The sequence below is a fragment of the Mesorhizobium sp. M1338 genome (assembly GCF_040318045.1).
Lineage (GTDB): Bacteria > Pseudomonadota > Alphaproteobacteria > Rhizobiales > Rhizobiaceae > Mesorhizobium.
On the sequence record NZ_JAMYLL010000044.1, the window covers coordinates 30,831 to 46,251 of the forward strand.

The following is a 15,421-nucleotide window of genomic DNA, read 5'->3' on the forward strand; positions in this document are numbered from 1 at the left end:
CGCGACAAGCCCGCATCATACTCATGTGAGGCGGATAGCTGATGAAGTCAGATGGGATGCCGACGAGCTCAGCAAGACCTAGACAGGCGTTCGGATCGCCTCGGTCATTTTCTGAAACTCAGCAAGAATCTCGGGGAAACTCTGCGCGAGGTATCGAACAACGCGGGCGTTTTCCAGGAGTCGGGCAAGATACCCTGTGGCCACCACCAGATCCAGATGGTCAGATCCGTAGCTCTCCTCGATGAGCCTATATTCTCTATCGAGATTGGCCGACTCGTTCTCCATCAACGCAATTTGGGTATCGCTGAGGCCAGCTAGTTTTTTCGGCTGCGACGTATCGGCCAGCTGCGACTGCGGCGTCGCGCCGACCAAGGATTTTGCGTAGTTGATCGAGAACTTGTTCATAGCGACCATCAGCTGCGCTGCCTCGATCTGACGCACAGCGCCCAACTTTCGTAGCTCGATGAACGTGTTCGTTGGGACGAAACGGTCCTTGAGTATTTCGACCGCTTCCGGACAAATCCCTTTCAGCAGGCGCTTTTTGAGCCTGATCTGGGCGACATTGACATTGAGCGTTGTTGCTATGGTCGCCTCGGGCACACCGTTGTCGATGGCCTTCAGGATCATAAAATGTTCCTGGATCGTCGCGAGCCGGCTCACCCGTTTGTTGTAGGTGAATGCCTCGTCATCGTTTGCGACCAGACATTCAACCTCAGTGACGCCTATTTCGCGCAAGATCTCGATACGCATATGGCCGTCGACCAACAGGTACTTGTCCGGCGTGTCATTATCCCTTGCGACCACGGGCAGCTCCACAAGTCCGATTTCTCGAACGGACGACCTGACCTGTTGGTATTTCGGAGTCTCCCTGGCGCTTTCGGCGAACAGGTGAAGCGGCTGAATGTCCTCAAGCCGGAGGCGAACTGTATCGCGCTCAAATGCGCACTTTATGTCCGGAACTGTGGTGTACTTCGATGTCATGCGGGCTCACCTCTGCTGATCCTGGCCGCGAGATTCCGTGGGAAGGTGTCCAGCCCTTCCGTCCTAAGAACGGCCTGGAATGCCTCTGCGGCCATGAGCTGCCGCAGCGCGTGGGTGACAAACAGGAGGCGGTTCCGCGCGGCATCTGCTTTGCGGACCAGAATGCGTTTTCTGTCCGTGTCGGCCTTGAAGGCTTTGATCAATGTTGACGCAGAAGGGATTTTCGTGCGCTCTGGAAGGAACGTTCCCAGGCCTTTCCCACGCCTGCGCCGGTTCTCGATCAAGCGACGCGCTATCGCAAGCTTGTGACCACGCAGCTGGTTCTTTTTATAGGCAAGCTGAAGCACTGCCTGGATGCCGGGCTCGTCGGCGGTTGAGATATCGACTGCAACCGATAGCGGAATCTGGCCGGAGTCGACTGCGCGCAAAAGACGCTGTTCGCCTTGTGACAGGAGTCGTGCAATCCCTCTGACATATTCGGTCGAAAGACCGATCTTTGCTGCGATTTCGGCGTCGGTATAGTTGCTTTCCTTCAGCCGACCGATGTCACGTAGAAGGTCATATGCGGTATGATACCGACGAGCGCAATTTTCGACCAATCCTTTGAGCAGTGCCTCGGCCTTGGTTGCCTCTATCACAAACGTGGGGATCTCGGTCTGGCCAAGCAGCCTGAAAGCCTCAAGGCGCCCCTGACCACACACCAGGTCGTGCGTGAAAGCGCCTTCGTCAACCTCTTTTTTCGTCACTGTGATGGGGCGTTTCAGGCCGACTCTCTCAATGCTGTCGACTATATCTCGGAAGGATTTTTTGCCTCGAGTGCGCGGGTTGGTGACCTTGATCGCGTCCACGCGCAGCAGTGAAATCCGTTCGTTAGTGGCGTCCATCAGGGTGCAGCCGTGATGGCGTTGCGTTCGGCCAGAGCAAACAGCGGATCCAACGATCTGAAGAAGAAGGTGTTGAACGGCAGGCGCTTGTTCAAGACAAGATTCAACGGCTTTCCGCCAATCTCGTTTGCTGGCGCTATCAGATAATCGAGGATTGTCTGATTATCGGGCCTCATGCGAATGGCCACCTTCACGTCCGCAGCATTACACCGTTCGGGAGCGGCCAACCAATGGGGATAGCCGTAAGGCGTGTTGCGACAGCGGCCCATCGCAATGGATACGGTGAATTCATCGTTGACGCGAAGCACGCCGAGATCGCTCTGACGCACTGCGGACCCGCCCGCCCGCTCAATGGTCGCGATTGTTGTTTGAATGACTTCTTCAAAAATTTCACGAAGCCGCCTTCTGATATCAAGAAACCGATAGTTCTGAGACGGATCGTATCCAACGAGCTTGTAGGCTCGCAGCAGGCTGCCGAATTCTTTCCTGTAGCGGCTGCTTGGCGGACAGTCAGACGCCGCGTCAATGATCGGGCCCGAGAGGGTACCGCGCCTCTTCAGAAGCTCAGCGAGCACAACCAACATCTGGTCGCTGCTCATCTTGGATGAGCGGGCGTCGGCTATGACTTGAGCCCGTTCGAAAAGTCCGCGGTCGACAATGGGTTCAAAGACGCCATCGGCGCGCACCAATTGGGTGATATCATTCGTCACCTTCCTTTGCTTGAGCTTGAAGGACTCGCGATTCCAGACGTTGTTGCCCACATATTTTTCGTTGCTGAGTATCTGATGAATGGATTCGCGTTTCCACGATCGATTGAGATCGGTGACCACTCCCTTGGCATTCAGCGACCGCGCAATCTGAAGCTCGGTCCGACGAGCCTTCACGTATTGATCATAGATCCAACGGACCGTCGCAATTTCATCGGGTGGTCCAGGCACGAGGATGACCCGATCCGTCTGAAGGCTCTTGTACTCTTTGAGAGCGAGCGTCGTCTTTGTACGCCCATGCTTGTCGATAAGCTGGCGTCTCAGGCCCAAACCGGACGACCCTCCTTGCCGGTACCCCATTTGAATGAGCCTGCACTGGCCGGCAAACACCTTGACCGACAAGACCCGACTGTGCTCGGCCGCCATGCTGCGCTTTATTGCCTTGAGCAGGTCTGATCCGATGCTGCCATCGTTCGCAAACTGTTCGCCACAGTATTCAATTCGCACTCCAGCAACTCGGCACCGGTACTCGTACGACGCACTCTCATCGGGGTTCTGGAATCGCCCCCAGCGACTCACGTCGTAGACGATGACGATCTCGAAATCCGCGATTTTCGTTTCGATGTCAGACAGCAGCCTTTGCAGGCCGGCGCGACCTTCAAGGTTCAAACCGCTGCGGCCGGCGTCCTCGTATGTGGCTACGATGTCGTAGTTCATCGCATCCGCGAATTCGCGGATTGCATCCTTCTGATTTTCGATCGAGTAGCTTTGATGGTCCGTGGACATTCGCACGTACTGAGCAGCGCGCACGCGCTGCGCGTCATCTGCAGCTCGACGGGCCGTATGGGCATGTTCCATCATCCAGCGCCTAAAAGGCAGTTTGAACGTTTGCCTAAACCTGCCAACCTAACGGACTGGCGCTGGAATTTCGTTACATTTTCATGGACACTTTGTGTCGAATGGCGCCTTGTTGCTGCGACCAGATTCTCGAAACTCGAGGGCGGGCCTCAATCAACGCCCGAGAAACCATGTCTTTTTTCGTGAGGCATCGTGCCCCCGTTCCGCCGCATTGCGACCGCACGTGGCAAGCCATAGGGATTTCAGGCCTTCAAGGGAGACCTCACATGAACTTTCACAAAACCATAGCCGCCGTGTTGATGACTGCAGCACTGGCAGGCTGCGCGCAGACCGAGGGCCAGCAGCGGGCCGGAACCGGCGCGCTGATCGGTGGCGCCGGCGGCGCTCTCGTCGGCCAGGCCATCGGCGGCAACACCAAGAGCACGGTCATCGGTGCGGCCAGCGGCGCCCTGCTCGGCGCCGTCGTCGGCTCAGCCACCACCCCGCAGCGCCGCGGCGAGCAGATGTGCCGCTACCAGGACCGCTACGGTCGCATCTACACCGCGCCTTGCGACGACCGGTACTACAACGGTGACTATTGAGGCGATTGCAGGCGACGGTAAGGTCGGCGGGACAGCGCCCCTCTCTGTCCTGCCGGACATCTCCCCTCATGGGAGAGATCAGCAGCTTCACCGGTGCCGCCAATCCAGTAATTTGGTGACCGGCGAAAGTAGACGAGATAGCCAATCCCCCTCGATGGACCCCGAGTGGGAGATCGGCAGCGTCGCGGACACCGCCCACCCCTCCGCCCGCGCCGCCTTCTCCAGCGCCGCCACGAGTTGGTGGTTGGCATAGACGCGCGCACCGCGCCGCTCCTGCCGCTCTGCCTGCGAGTCCGGGGAACCGGTGCGGCGGCCGCTCCAGATATGGGGTGCATCGGGGTCGCAGAACTCCGCCACCTGCTCCCACACGGCCTCATACTGGCTGCGCTCGCTCTCGAGCTCGGACTGGCGGGAAGGATATCGCGGGCGCGGCTGATTGAGCCTTCTGCAATGGCCATGTAGGGCTCCTGGATGTGAGTTGAGTGTGCGTCGCAAAACGTTCTTGTGCATCGCAGCAACCAATGCGTAGATGGGCAAAGTAAGCTGACGGAAACGGGATGACCAAAACGCCACAATCAAGGGCGGAGACGACCCACTTCGACGCTCTGCATGGCCTCCGGGGCATCGCTGCTGTTTTGGTGATGCTTGGCCACTTCACCGAATTCACGGGCCGGCGATATGATCTGGCGCCGTCCGGGTTCCTCGCCGTCGACCTGTTTTTTCTGTTGAGCGGCTTCGTGATCGCCCACGCCTACGACGACAAGTTCCGAAAGGGCATGTCATTTTGGAAGTTCGCGGAGATCCGTCTTCTCAGGCTCTACCCTCTATATTTTGCCGCGGTCGGCCTGGCCGTGATCGGCGTGGGTGCAATCATCGCAACGCGCGGGCTCAGTTCGTATTCGCGGCTGGACTTGCTTGCAAGTGTTGGGTTTTCCGTTCTTTTTTTACCCACGCCGCCGTCGCTCTCGACATTTCCCGACGTGCTTTTCCCGCTCAATGGCCCAGCGTGGTCCCTTTTTTATGAACTCGTCGCCAATGCCGTTTTTGCCGCGCTGGGCGTAAGGCTGGCTGCTCGATCACTTGCGCTCATTGTCGGTGTTGCCTTGCTGGCCCTGGTGCTTCTGGCTTGGCAGGGTTTCGTCCTTGGGGGCGGCGCCCATTGGGACGACACGATCGCGGCTCCCGCCCGGATCGCGTTCTCGTTCTTTCTCGGGGTCTTTCTCAATCGATATGCGACCGGGAAGAGTCGGGACGGCAATCTCTATATGCCTCTTCTCCTGACGCTATGCGGAGTGCTCATGATCTTCAGACCCGTCGAACATGTGCAATTGTACAGTCTGACGATCATAGTCCTGGTCTGGCCCTGGCTCGTTCTCGTGGCCTCCCGTTTGCGGCTATCCGGGTTTTGGCGCTGGATTGCGCTCTTCTCCGGCAATATCTCTTACGCCATCTATGTGCTTCACACGCCGCTCATCCGCCTTTCGAACGCCGTGGTCGAATCTGTGACCGGGGCCTCGTGGAACGAGCACGGCTTGCCGTTCATTCTGGGAACATCCATCGCGATCATCGCAGTCTCGGCATTCGCGCATTATGTCTACGACAAGAACATCCGGACACTGCTGCGGCAGTGGCTTTCACTTTGGCGCGCACGAGAGGGCGTGACACAGTTTTAGCTGGATTTGGTTCGCCGCCGGTTGTGTCATGACAGCGTGCCCATTTGGCCGACGCGATTGGCGATCGGCAGCACGATCACGCGCTGCGCTTGATGCTCTCCAGCGCCGGCGCGCCGCCCTTGCGGCCAAAGCGCCGGACGACGAATCGGCCCGCCTTCTGGCCGGGAACCTCGATCAGATTATAGGTGACCCAGGACAGCAGGGTCACCGTCGGCAGGACGATGGCAACGACGATCGCGAAACGCAGCGGCGCCGCCAGCCCGTGGCCGTATTGGCTGATGACGAACGCCGCGACAGGCTGCAACACCAGCAGATGGATCAGGTAGATGCTGAAGGAAAGCTCTCCCATGAGATGAAAGAACCGGTTGCTGAGCGTCACGGCTATCGCCCTCGCCAGCCTTCCCGCCGCTCCCGGCAGCATACGGTAGAGAACCAGGGCAAAGAACCCCGCCACCAGCGCTTCTCGCACTAGCAGCTTGCCCAGTCCGTAGTCGCCGCCAAACGGCAGCGCCGCCAGAAGCAGCGCCAGTGCCAGATACAGGATCGGCCGTGGCTGGCTCTGGTGCACGACGCCCGCCAGCAGCATGCCGCACAGGAATATCTGCATCTTCAGCGCCAGGAACGACGGCATCGGAAAATGGATCGACAATCGGCCCAGCGCAAACACGATGATGCAGCCAGCCGCGGCGACAAGCCCGGCGCTTCTTATCCAGTCCAACCTGCGCACCAACAGCATAATGGCCGGGAAGGCCGCGTAAAACTGCATCTCCAGCCCCAGGCTCCAGTCGGGGAGCGGCGTGCGGTAGGCGAAGCCTGGCAGCAGGCCGAACAGGAACGTCAGATGCGCGACGATGTTCTTCAGGCCGCTGTCGAGATAGCGCTCGGGCGCCTGGTGCGACCTCGACAGGAAATCGTCGATGATTATCCTGGAACCGTAGAGATAGGGGCCAAGCGCGAGTGCCAGCAAAAGCATGACGTAGAACAGCGGCGCGATCCTGAAGTAGCGGCGCGTCCAGAATTTCAGCCAGGTTCCCGGTCTTTGCCAGGGCTCTTTGTCCTGGCGCAGCTGATAGTGGAACACCATCAGGAAGCCGGACAGCATGATGAAGAGATCGACGCCCAGATCCGGCTCGCCGACGATGGGAACACGCCAGCCGGTCAGAAGCAGGCAATGCCCGACAAGCACCCAGATCGCCGCGAGCGCGCGAAGCCCGTCCAGGCATTCGATGCGCGATGACCTGATATCTGTCATTGCGGACTCCGAGATAGTAATGTTGCAGTGCAGCATGGCGGCTGAGGCTGGATTGTCAACCCACAGCAAGATGACGAATTGCTCTCCGCTGTTACCGAATGAGCTGCCGTCTTCGACCCCAGAGCCGTCAGTCTGCAATGCGCGGCATCTCGGCCGTATAGATCCGCGGGCCAGGTCATGACGATGTTCGCGATGACCTGAATGTCCGCTCTCCTGTATCCTCGCCTAAGGCGGCCTGTCCGCAATCGGCCCATCAAGTCGCTTGCGGGTAAGGTCCTGATAGGCGAAACTGATCGGAACCCGGGAGGGTTTGCCACCTCGCCTCCGAGGTTGGCCGCCGACAGAGTGCTCCGCAATGGACCGCAAGCTCGCCGCCATCCTTGCTGCTGACGTCGTCGGATATTCCACCATGATGGAGCGCGACGAAGCGGGTACGCATCAACGGGTGCGCGCCGGTCATAAGGAACTTTTCGAGCCGACAGTAACGCGTCATCATGGCACTATCTTCAAGCTGATGGGCGACGGTCTGCTGGCGGAGTTTTCTTCTGTCGTCGAGGCGATGGAATGCGCAGTTTCGTTGCAACGTGGGCTGGCCGAGCGAAACGCCTCGTTGCCGAAAGACCAGCGCGTGGAAGTGCGCATCGGCGTCAATCTTGGCGAGGTGATTGTCGAGGGAGACGATCGGTTTGGCGAGGGCGTAAATATCGCGGCGCGACTAGAACAACTTGCTGAGCCTGGCGGTATCTGGGTGTCTGCGAAGGTCGCGCGCGAGGTTGAGAAGAAGCTGGCTTTCGGCTTTCAGTCGATGGGCCTGCGAAAGGTCAAGAACATCGCGGAGCCGGTTGAGGCATACCGTGTCACGACCGACGGCAAGGCCAAGCCCATGCGCACGAGCCGCAGCCGCTCGCGGCTGCCAGTCGTAGCGACCTTCCTAGTGCTGGTCTTAACAGTCACAGCGGTCCTGGCGTGGTGGCAGTTCTATGGAACAAAGCGCGAGATAGGCCAAGGTGGCATCCCGACCGTGGCAGTTTTGCCATTCAAGAACATGAGCGGCGACACGACGCTAGATTATTTTAGCGACGGCATGACAGACAATTTGATCTCGATGCTGGCAGGCGTCACCGAACTCAAGGTACTCTCGCATAGTTCTAGCTTCGTCTATAAGGACAAGCCAACCGATGTCCGCCGGATCGGCCAAGAGTTGAACGTGGCCTACGTGATTGAGGGCAGTATCTGGAAAGAGACGGACCGGGTGCGGATCACCGCACAGCTGATCGACGCGCGCACAGGCGAAAATCTCTGGGCGGAAAAGTTCGATCGCTCTGGAAGCAATCCCCTTGTGATTCAGGACGAAGCGATCGAACGAATCATTGGCACGCTTGGTGGCCAGCGCGGAAAAATGTACGACATCGAATACAAGAAGGTCTGGCAAAAGGACACACCGGATCTTGAAGAGTACGACTTCTTCCTTCGATCCAATTTCTTTTTTGGGCAGTTTACGCCCGAGAGCCTAGTAAAGGCGACGGACATAATTCTTGAGGGCTTGGCCAAATTTCCCGATTCGTCTCTGTTATCGTGCGGACTGGCCTGGGATCACGTCTTGGCGGCTAACCTCGGCTTTGACGAGAAGCCTGAAGAGCATTGGCGCATGGCGTCTGAACTGGAAGCAAGGATTCTTCCGCGGGCTAACCTCGGACCCGACGCAAGAAAAAGCTGCTTGTGGTCATCCGTCTACGTCAGCGCTTATCAGGGAAAATTTGATCTGTCTCTGCGCAGGGCCGACGAGGTGATCGCGCTTTCGCCCGGAGACGCGTTTCTCATCGGCGACCTTTCATCGGCAGCCCGCTTCAGTGGCCTGACAGACAAGGCCATTGAGCGAGCAGAATACGGGCTCAGGAACGATCCAAACTTCGCCGATTATTATCTCGTGATGAAGGCGAATGCGCTGACTGATATTGAAAAGTACGCCGAATCTGCTGCCCTGATAACGAAGGCGTCAGACTTCCTGATCACTGTTCCGCTGCTACGTGCCATCAACGATGTCCACCTTGGAAAAACTGACGCTGCACGCAGTGAAGTCCTCAAGGCGCTTGCCATGCAGCCGTGGCTTAAGGCCACGCGGTGGCGCGATATGACGTTCCATATCAAGCCTGCAGTGATTAATCGACAGGTGGCCGACCTGGTGGCCGCGGGAGTGCCAATGAAGTAGTTTCGGTTGGAGGCCGGTATACAGGCGTGGTTAGTTAGCTTCAGGATGCACCGATTTGAATGTCAGCTTTGGACCCTCCGCTGGTGAAAAGCTGCCAGTCCCCTTCCGGCCCCACTGCAGCATTTTCCACTTTGAGGCGAAATAATTCTCGACTATGGTCCGTCAGGCTTACGGCATGGGGGATTGCCGATGGTTTTATCACGCAGGGGTGTCGTGCTCGGCGGCCTGGCGCTGGTCGCGGTCGGTGCAACCGGCAATATTGTTCAAGTCGCGACGGCAAAATCCTTTTTCGCCGGTACCGCCAGCGACACCAATTTTGTCTATCGCAAGACCAACTTCGCCAAGATCGACAAGAGATGGCATCGCCAGATCGTCAAGTATTTCAGCAGCGAGCCGGTCGGCACCGTCGTGGTCGATACCCGCCACCACTTCCTCTACCTCATCATGGAAAACAAGACCGCCATCCGCTACGGCGTCGGCGTCGGCAAGGACGGCTTCAAATGGTACGGCCGCGCGACGATCGACCGCCGCGCGCTGTGGCCGCAATGGGTCCCGCCCCCCGAAATGCGTAAGCGCAAGCCGGACCTACCGCCCATGGTCGCAGGCGGCGCGTCCAACAATCCGCTTGGACCGCGCGCGCTCTATCTGTACCGCGACGGCGCCGACATCGGCTACCGCCTGCATGGCACGCTGGAGCCATGGAGCATCGGCACCGACGCTTCCAGCGGCTGCATCCGCATGTTCCCGGAAGACATCATCGACCTCTACCAGCGGTGCCCGATCGGCACCGCAGTGGAGGTCCTACCGCACATCGCCGACCAGGCGCCCGCTTCCACCACTGTCGAATGATTGGCGCATCATGAACCGCATGATTGAAACCACGCGCCGGCTGCTCGCCGCCGGCCTGCTGGTGCTGGCCGCATCCTGTTCGACCAGCAACACGCTGGCCCTTCCCACCCCCGACGTCACCAACACCGAGATTGCCGGTTTCCAGAACGTGCAGCCGGGCAGCGAGGAGGATTTTATCCTCAATGTCGGCCGCCGCACCTATTTCACGCAAGGTTCGGCCGCGCTCGATTCTGTCGCCAAGGCCACCCTTGACACCCAGATCGCCTGGTTAGCAAAGCATCCGCGCTGGCTGCTCAAGCTGCAGGGTTTCGCCGACGATCCAGGCGCAAGTGAAACGGCGCTGTCGAAGCAGCGCGCCGATGCGGTGATGGACTACCTCGCCGCCGGCGGCATAGACCGCAACCGCATGTGGGCCAAGGGCTACGGCAAGGACAGGCTCGTCCGCGACTGCCCCGACGCCGCCTGCAGGTCGCAGAACCGCCGCGTTGTGTCTAATTTGCGCGATGAGAGGGACGAGTCGTAGGGGCTGCTGTTTTGCTTGTCACCAAATCAGAGTCTCACAACGCGACGGCGGCATGGCTGCTTTGCGCCTCATGCACGAACCCGCTTCGCGGGAAGGCGCGGTTGGCAATGCAGTATGGTAATCTTCGGCTTTGAGTGCCTAACTGCCTGACCAGACCATGGAGTTCCCTTCAACGAGAGGAACTCGCCATGGCTACCCTGCCGACCAATGCACCGATATCACCGCTTCGTCAGCGCATGCAGCAAGACATGCTGATGCGAGGTCTGGGACCGCATACACAGCAGGATTACGTGCGTCACGTCCGGCGCTTCACCGCATTCCTTGGGCGCGCTCCCGACACTGCGACGCCCCAGGATATCCGGCGCTTCCAGTTGAACCAGCATGAGAACGGTGTCGGCCCCGCGACGATCAACGGCGCGGTCTCGGCGTTGCGCTTCCTGTTCATGGTGACACTGATGCGGCGGGATCTGGCGCGTGCGCTGGTGATCATGCGCTATCCGCGCAAGCTGCCCGATGTGCTGAGCGTGGAGGAAGCGGCGCGGCTCCTCGAAGCAGCACCTGGCATCAAGTACAAGGCCGCGCTCGGCGTCGCCTATGGCGCGGGCCTGCGTGTGTCCGAGGTCGCGCACCTGAAGGTCGATGATATCGACAGTACGCGCATGCTGATCCGCGTCGAACAGGGCAAGGGACGCAGGGACCGCAACGCCATGCTCTCGCCGCAACTTCTGGAACTGCTGCGGTTGTGGTGGCGCGAAGGCAAGCGGCGCGGGCTGGCTGTTCCCGGGGCGCAGTTGCACCGATCCGATCTCGTCGCGGCAACTGCACCGCGCCGTCCAGGAGTCTGCTGAAGTCGCAGGCATCCGCAAGCGCGTCAGCCCGCACACGCTGCGGCACAGCTTTGCCACCCATCTGCTCGAACAGGATGTCGACATCCGCGTCATCCAGGTGCTGCTAGGCCACAGCAAGCTCGATACGACCGCGCTCTACACCAAGGTCTCGACCCGGACAATCCACGCGGTCGCCGGGCCGCTCGACCGGCTGATGGCGCTGATGGAAGGCAAGTCGCCGCCCGGCTGATCCGTGCGCGCCTCGATCGAGGTCGCCGACATCTTCCGTGCCGCCGCGCCGGCCTATCGGGCCGTCTATGCAGGTCATCTGAGCCTGCAGCAACTCAAGGTCATGTCGGCGATCGAACAATGTCGCACCGCGGCCCTCGGCGGGCATGTCGAAGCCTGCGAGGACTGCGGCGAGCGGCGCATCGCCTACAATTCCTGCCGCAACCGGCATTGTTCCAAGTGCCAGGGCGCGGCCGCGCGTACATGGCTCGCCGAGCGCGAAGCCGATCTGCTCCCGGTCGGATACTTCCACATCGTCTTCACGCTGCCGGCCGAAGTCGCCGAGATCGCGTTCCATAACAAGGCGCTGATCTATGATCTGCTGTTCAAGGCGGCATCGGAGACGATGCTGACGATCGCGGCCGATAGCAGGCACCTCGGCGCCAGGATCGGCATCACCGCCGTCCTCCACACCTGGGGCTCGGCAATGACGCATCATCCGCATGTCCACATGATCGTACCAGGCGGCGGCATCGCGCCAGACGGAAGCCGGTGGATATCGTCGCGTCCGGCTTTTCTCCTTCCAGTGCGCGTGCTCGGGAACCAGCGCCTGGGGCTTGCCCAGCGCTATCGGTTGAGCCGATGTGGTGGACCTGAAGGATCGATGCCACATGCTGTTGGAGCCGGGCTGCTTCGCCGGCCGCACGAATGGGCCAGCTTGCATTATGGGTGCCAAGCGAACGGCGATCGGTGGGGGCAAACTCCAGCTCCTCATGAATTGCGAACACGTCTGCGAACGTCCGCTTCATTCAATTCCTGCCAAAAAGCGGACCGACTGCAAACCATCGAACTGAGACATTCGCGACGCCGAATACCTTGACTATGCCGAGCCGTGGCGGCGTTTGAGAGCGCCGCCGACCGCATCGCGGACATGTCGCGGCCGGACCCGCAGATCATCCTTCGGCGCGCTGCCTTGATGCTCAGGAACGTCGCTGGCGTGCCACTGGAGGCGGCGACGGAAGACGCGCTGAAGTACATAGCCGCCGAGATGAAGATTGGTCCGTCGGATCTCATTGAGATCGTTCTGCGGGAGTGGCTGGAAACCAAGGCCTATCTGCCGGTGCTGATGATCGATGAGGAAAGCGAGACGGACGGGAGCGCGTAGGCTGGGCTTTCCCGGCCGTCGGCCTGTTAGGTTGTCGGGGTCCCAGCGGAAACCCAACCGCCCCCTGGCAGGCGCTTTTTTCAGGCAACCTCGAAGTGGCGCCGGCCATTGCGCAGTCAACGCGAAGGCGGACTCAGTGCGCCCGCCTTCGACGTTGTTAGCCACCCATCTTCTTTGCCATCGCGCAGAAATCTGCATGCGACTTGTTGAGCGTGGTATCGCCGCAGTCTTTCAACACGGCCTTCTGTTCATCGGGTTTCAGGGACATCCATGCAGTCTTGAAATCCGCTTCTGTCCTCAAGGTTTTCATGCCGGCATCGGTGAAGAACGGCGACATCTTTGCCGGGTCGTCCAGCGCGGATGTACTGCCAGCAAGAGCCGAACCAGTCATCATCGCAAGCGCCATCGCGCCCATTGTGAGCATCTTGATGTTCATTGTTTCCTCCGTAGTTAGGTCATTTAGCGTGACCTGCGGGGAAAACGTCACCTGCTAAACTCGGTTCCCAGCGCCCTACTTCAATTTCGACGTGATCTCCTCGATCCTCATCTTGTCGCCAGTCCCCTTCGCCATGGCCAGCGCTTCGGCCTTGTCCTTGGTGGTCAGCACGGTGCGCCAATGCGGCTTGTCGAAGACGCTGGACGGTGTAGGTGGTGGCGGGCTTGTCGGCCATCTCGACCCCTGGTGCGGAAAGCCCGCGCCACTTGCGGGAGGCGCGGGCCGATCGAGAGCCGGTGAAAGATCGCGATCTTCAGCAGGCGATGGGGTGTGCATCGTCTGCCACAGCACAAATAGTTAGAGATCGCTAATGTTCCGTCAAGCCGGTTTGGCCGGTGTTGGCTGCACCGGTCTTGTCCCGATCTCGATGTCAATGACCAGCAGCTTTTCCAGCCTTAACTGCCTCTGCCTTTAACTGCACCGGCCTTGGCGTCCTCGAGATGCATCATCAGTATTTGGAGCTTCCCAACGAGTTCGGGGCGACCGTTCGCTCGACGAACTTCATCGCAGGTGCGCAAGGCAGGTATTCGCCTCGGAGATGGTCCGTTGCATCACGCTCAGCGTTTGCAAGCATTCCTGGGCTAAATCCATCCTGAGATTTAGCCGTCTGAACGTCTTTGGTCTTCCCTTCGTTCCAAACGGTAACCCGGCGCGCAACCGATGAACCCTGCGCTTGACCTACGATCAACGCCCGCTTCCCGCTGACGAAGCTGACCTTGAACGGTATCGTAGGATTGCCAATCAGACACTCTCGGATTTTGGTGCGAGGATGAAATCGAAAACGGGCTCAGGCTGGCCAGGCGCAGGCTCCTGCAAAACAGCGGGGGAAGTTGTGGCCGCTTCGGCGTGTTCTGCGAGCGCGGCAGCTGGCATCCCGAGTGCGGCTTCAAAAGGCGGGCTCGGCGCGCTCACCACCTGACGAAGAAGCGCCGCAGCTCTTACCGCATGGCGCGCGGCAGCGACCCGCTTGCCCTCGCGGATCTTGACCCCAGCCGCAGCCAACAGGATCAGCCCCTTGAAGAATAGGCGATACTGAGTGCTTTGTTTCGCCGCGTGCCAAAGAGGCTCCCAAGCCTCGTGAGCTTCCCAGTAGTAGCCGTGGTTGAAAAGGTCGATTCCCCAACGAAATACATCTGAGCCCAGAGCTTCCTCAACCGCGACGGTCACCGGGTCGCTTTGGTAACTGTGGCCCAAGGGATCGCGCACCGGATGAGGATGTTTGCCAGGCAGGTACGCATAGGTAGGAAAACTGTTTTCGGGCAGCAAGCGTGGTCGTGACATAGTTCCAGCAAACATGAAAGCACGCCCATGGCAATCATCCTGGCGGATGGGGCCGGATCGGCGTCCGCCTCTCACAGCCGTCGTCATGGGTAATGACGTAAATCAACCTGCTTCCAAGCAGCGAAATCCTGCCGGTCAATCTGGCATGAGTGCCGTAACCCGCTCCACGATCGCCGCGACAGCTTCTTGTGGCGACTTGCGCCCAAGCACCGCGAGTTGCACCTCCTCAAGGAAAGTCGCCTGCGCACGCACGGCTTCGGGAAAGGCCGGGAATGCCGGACGCGCCTTGGCCAGCGTGGCGGCTTCTACCTTTGCGAGCGGCTGGGATGCCGAGAATTCGGCATCCGCATAGGTGGATACGCGAACCGGTCCATTACCGTTTCGCGCCGCCCCAAGCGTGACCGCCTTGCTGGAGACCGCTTTGATGAAGCTCCAGGAAAGCTCCTTGTCGGTGGAATTGGCGGGGACCGCCATCGCCCATGATTCCACGACCGCCGCCATTTCCGCGCCGCCCGACAGCGCTTTGGAGCCAGGGAAGGCCATGGCTTTGATCTTGCCGGGGAAGGTGGACTGCTCGGGATTGTTGAGCTGGGCAAAGCGCGCGAAGGGCAGCACCCCAAAAGCAGCGCTGCCCTGCTGCAGCCAGGTCACCATGTCGTCGTTACGGGTGTGTCAGTACTTCCCGTTCGGGACACATTCCTCTCTGCCAATTATGCGACTTTCGAAGCACAAAACGCGAACATGTAGTGGCGGCCTATGTATTTTCCGACGTAAACAGCACTGGCTCACTTCGGCTATCGGCCGGCTTGTGAATGACCGGAAGGGGGCCGGAGAACGAACCCGCTGCGCGGGAGGGGCGCCTGCGGTTGAGGTAGAGATCAAGAACCGGTCGTCGCGCTCGCGTTGA

Annotated in this window: 13 protein-coding genes and 2 pseudogenes; 8 read left to right on the forward strand and 7 right to left on the reverse strand. The window is 59.7% G+C overall.

The features are described from left to right. Positions 1-78 precede the first annotated feature (78 nt). From NKH19_RS26685 to NKH19_RS26695, 3 genes are read right to left on the reverse strand one after another with little or no spacing between them, the layout of a single operon-like run. On the reverse strand, positions 79-981 hold the full coding sequence (locus NKH19_RS26685) for a plasmid partitioning protein RepB C-terminal domain-containing protein (protein WP_352872755.1): 903 nt from the start codon (positions 979-981) through the stop codon (positions 79-81). Then, positions 978-1,865, reverse strand: a complete 888-nt coding sequence (locus NKH19_RS26690; protein WP_352872754.1) for a ParB/RepB/Spo0J family partition protein — start codon at positions 1,863-1,865, stop codon at positions 978-980. Before NKH19_RS26690 ends, NKH19_RS26685 begins: the two co-directional genes overlap by 4 nt. Then, positions 1,865-3,433, reverse strand: a complete 1,569-nt coding sequence (locus NKH19_RS26695) for a recombinase family protein (RefSeq protein WP_352983095.1) — start codon at positions 3,431-3,433, stop codon at positions 1,865-1,867. The genes NKH19_RS26690 and NKH19_RS26695 overlap by 1 nt, the downstream gene beginning before the upstream one ends. 263 nt (positions 3,434-3,696) lie before the next feature. Here NKH19_RS26695 and NKH19_RS26700 point away from each other — a divergent pair, with 263 nt between their 5' ends. Further along, positions 3,697-4,011, forward strand: a complete 315-nt coding sequence (locus NKH19_RS26700; protein WP_352872752.1) for a YMGG-like glycine zipper-containing protein — start codon at positions 3,697-3,699, stop codon at positions 4,009-4,011. A gap of 557 nt (positions 4,012-4,568) precedes the next feature. Continuing rightward, positions 4,569-5,684, forward strand: coding sequence for an acyltransferase family protein (locus tag NKH19_RS26705; protein WP_352983097.1), 1,116 nt, complete (start codon positions 4,569-4,571; stop codon positions 5,682-5,684). A gap of 76 nt (positions 5,685-5,760) precedes the next feature. On the opposite strand, the gene NKH19_RS26710 is transcribed toward NKH19_RS26705, so the two are convergent. Beyond that, complete coding sequence (locus tag NKH19_RS26710; RefSeq protein ID WP_352983098.1) at positions 5,761-6,936, reverse strand: acyltransferase family protein; 1,176 nt, start codon at positions 6,934-6,936, stop codon at positions 5,761-5,763. A 355-nt stretch (positions 6,937-7,291) separates the two neighbouring features. Between NKH19_RS26710 and NKH19_RS26715 the strand changes: the two genes are divergently transcribed. From NKH19_RS26715 to NKH19_RS26740, 6 genes and pseudogenes are all read left to right on the forward strand, one after another. Continuing rightward, positions 7,292-9,145 carry an adenylate/guanylate cyclase domain-containing protein gene (locus NKH19_RS26715; RefSeq protein ID WP_352983099.1) on the forward strand — a complete coding sequence of 618 codons (1,854 nt, stop codon included), beginning with the start codon at positions 7,292-7,294 and terminating at the stop codon, positions 9,143-9,145. 189 nt (positions 9,146-9,334) lie between these two features. Next, positions 9,335-9,994 (forward strand): L,D-transpeptidase, encoded by a 660-nt coding sequence (locus tag NKH19_RS26720; RefSeq protein ID WP_352983101.1) that lies wholly within the window; start codon positions 9,335-9,337, stop codon positions 9,992-9,994. A 10-nt stretch (positions 9,995-10,004) separates the two neighbouring features. Then, positions 10,005-10,517 (forward strand): OmpA family protein, encoded by a 513-nt coding sequence (locus tag NKH19_RS26725; protein ID WP_352873955.1) that lies wholly within the window; start codon positions 10,005-10,007, stop codon positions 10,515-10,517. A gap of 188 nt (positions 10,518-10,705) precedes the next feature. Then, positions 10,706-11,594 (forward strand): annotated as a pseudogene (locus tag NKH19_RS26730) (tyrosine-type recombinase/integrase). Positions 11,595-11,597: 3 nt separating this feature from the next. Then, positions 11,598-12,191, forward strand: a pseudogene (locus NKH19_RS26735) (IS91 family transposase); the annotation flags it as partial. A gap of 273 nt (positions 12,192-12,464) precedes the next feature. After that, positions 12,465-12,737, forward strand: a complete 273-nt coding sequence (locus tag NKH19_RS26740) for a hypothetical protein (RefSeq protein ID WP_502911041.1) — start codon at positions 12,465-12,467, stop codon at positions 12,735-12,737. A gap of 157 nt (positions 12,738-12,894) precedes the next feature. On the opposite strand, the gene NKH19_RS26745 is transcribed toward NKH19_RS26740, so the two are convergent. From NKH19_RS26745 to NKH19_RS26755, 3 genes are all read right to left on the reverse strand, one after another. After that, positions 12,895-13,173, reverse strand: a complete 279-nt coding sequence (locus tag NKH19_RS26745) for a hypothetical protein (RefSeq protein WP_352873951.1) — start codon at positions 13,171-13,173, stop codon at positions 12,895-12,897. A gap of 801 nt (positions 13,174-13,974) precedes the next feature. Beyond that, complete coding sequence (locus NKH19_RS26750; protein ID WP_352873949.1) at positions 13,975-14,529, reverse strand: DUF309 domain-containing protein; 555 nt, start codon at positions 14,527-14,529, stop codon at positions 13,975-13,977. A gap of 120 nt (positions 14,530-14,649) precedes the next feature. After that, positions 14,650-15,168, reverse strand: a complete 519-nt coding sequence (locus NKH19_RS26755; protein ID WP_352983102.1) for a type 2 periplasmic-binding domain-containing protein — start codon at positions 15,166-15,168, stop codon at positions 14,650-14,652. Between the last annotated feature and the right edge of the window lie 253 nt (positions 15,169-15,421).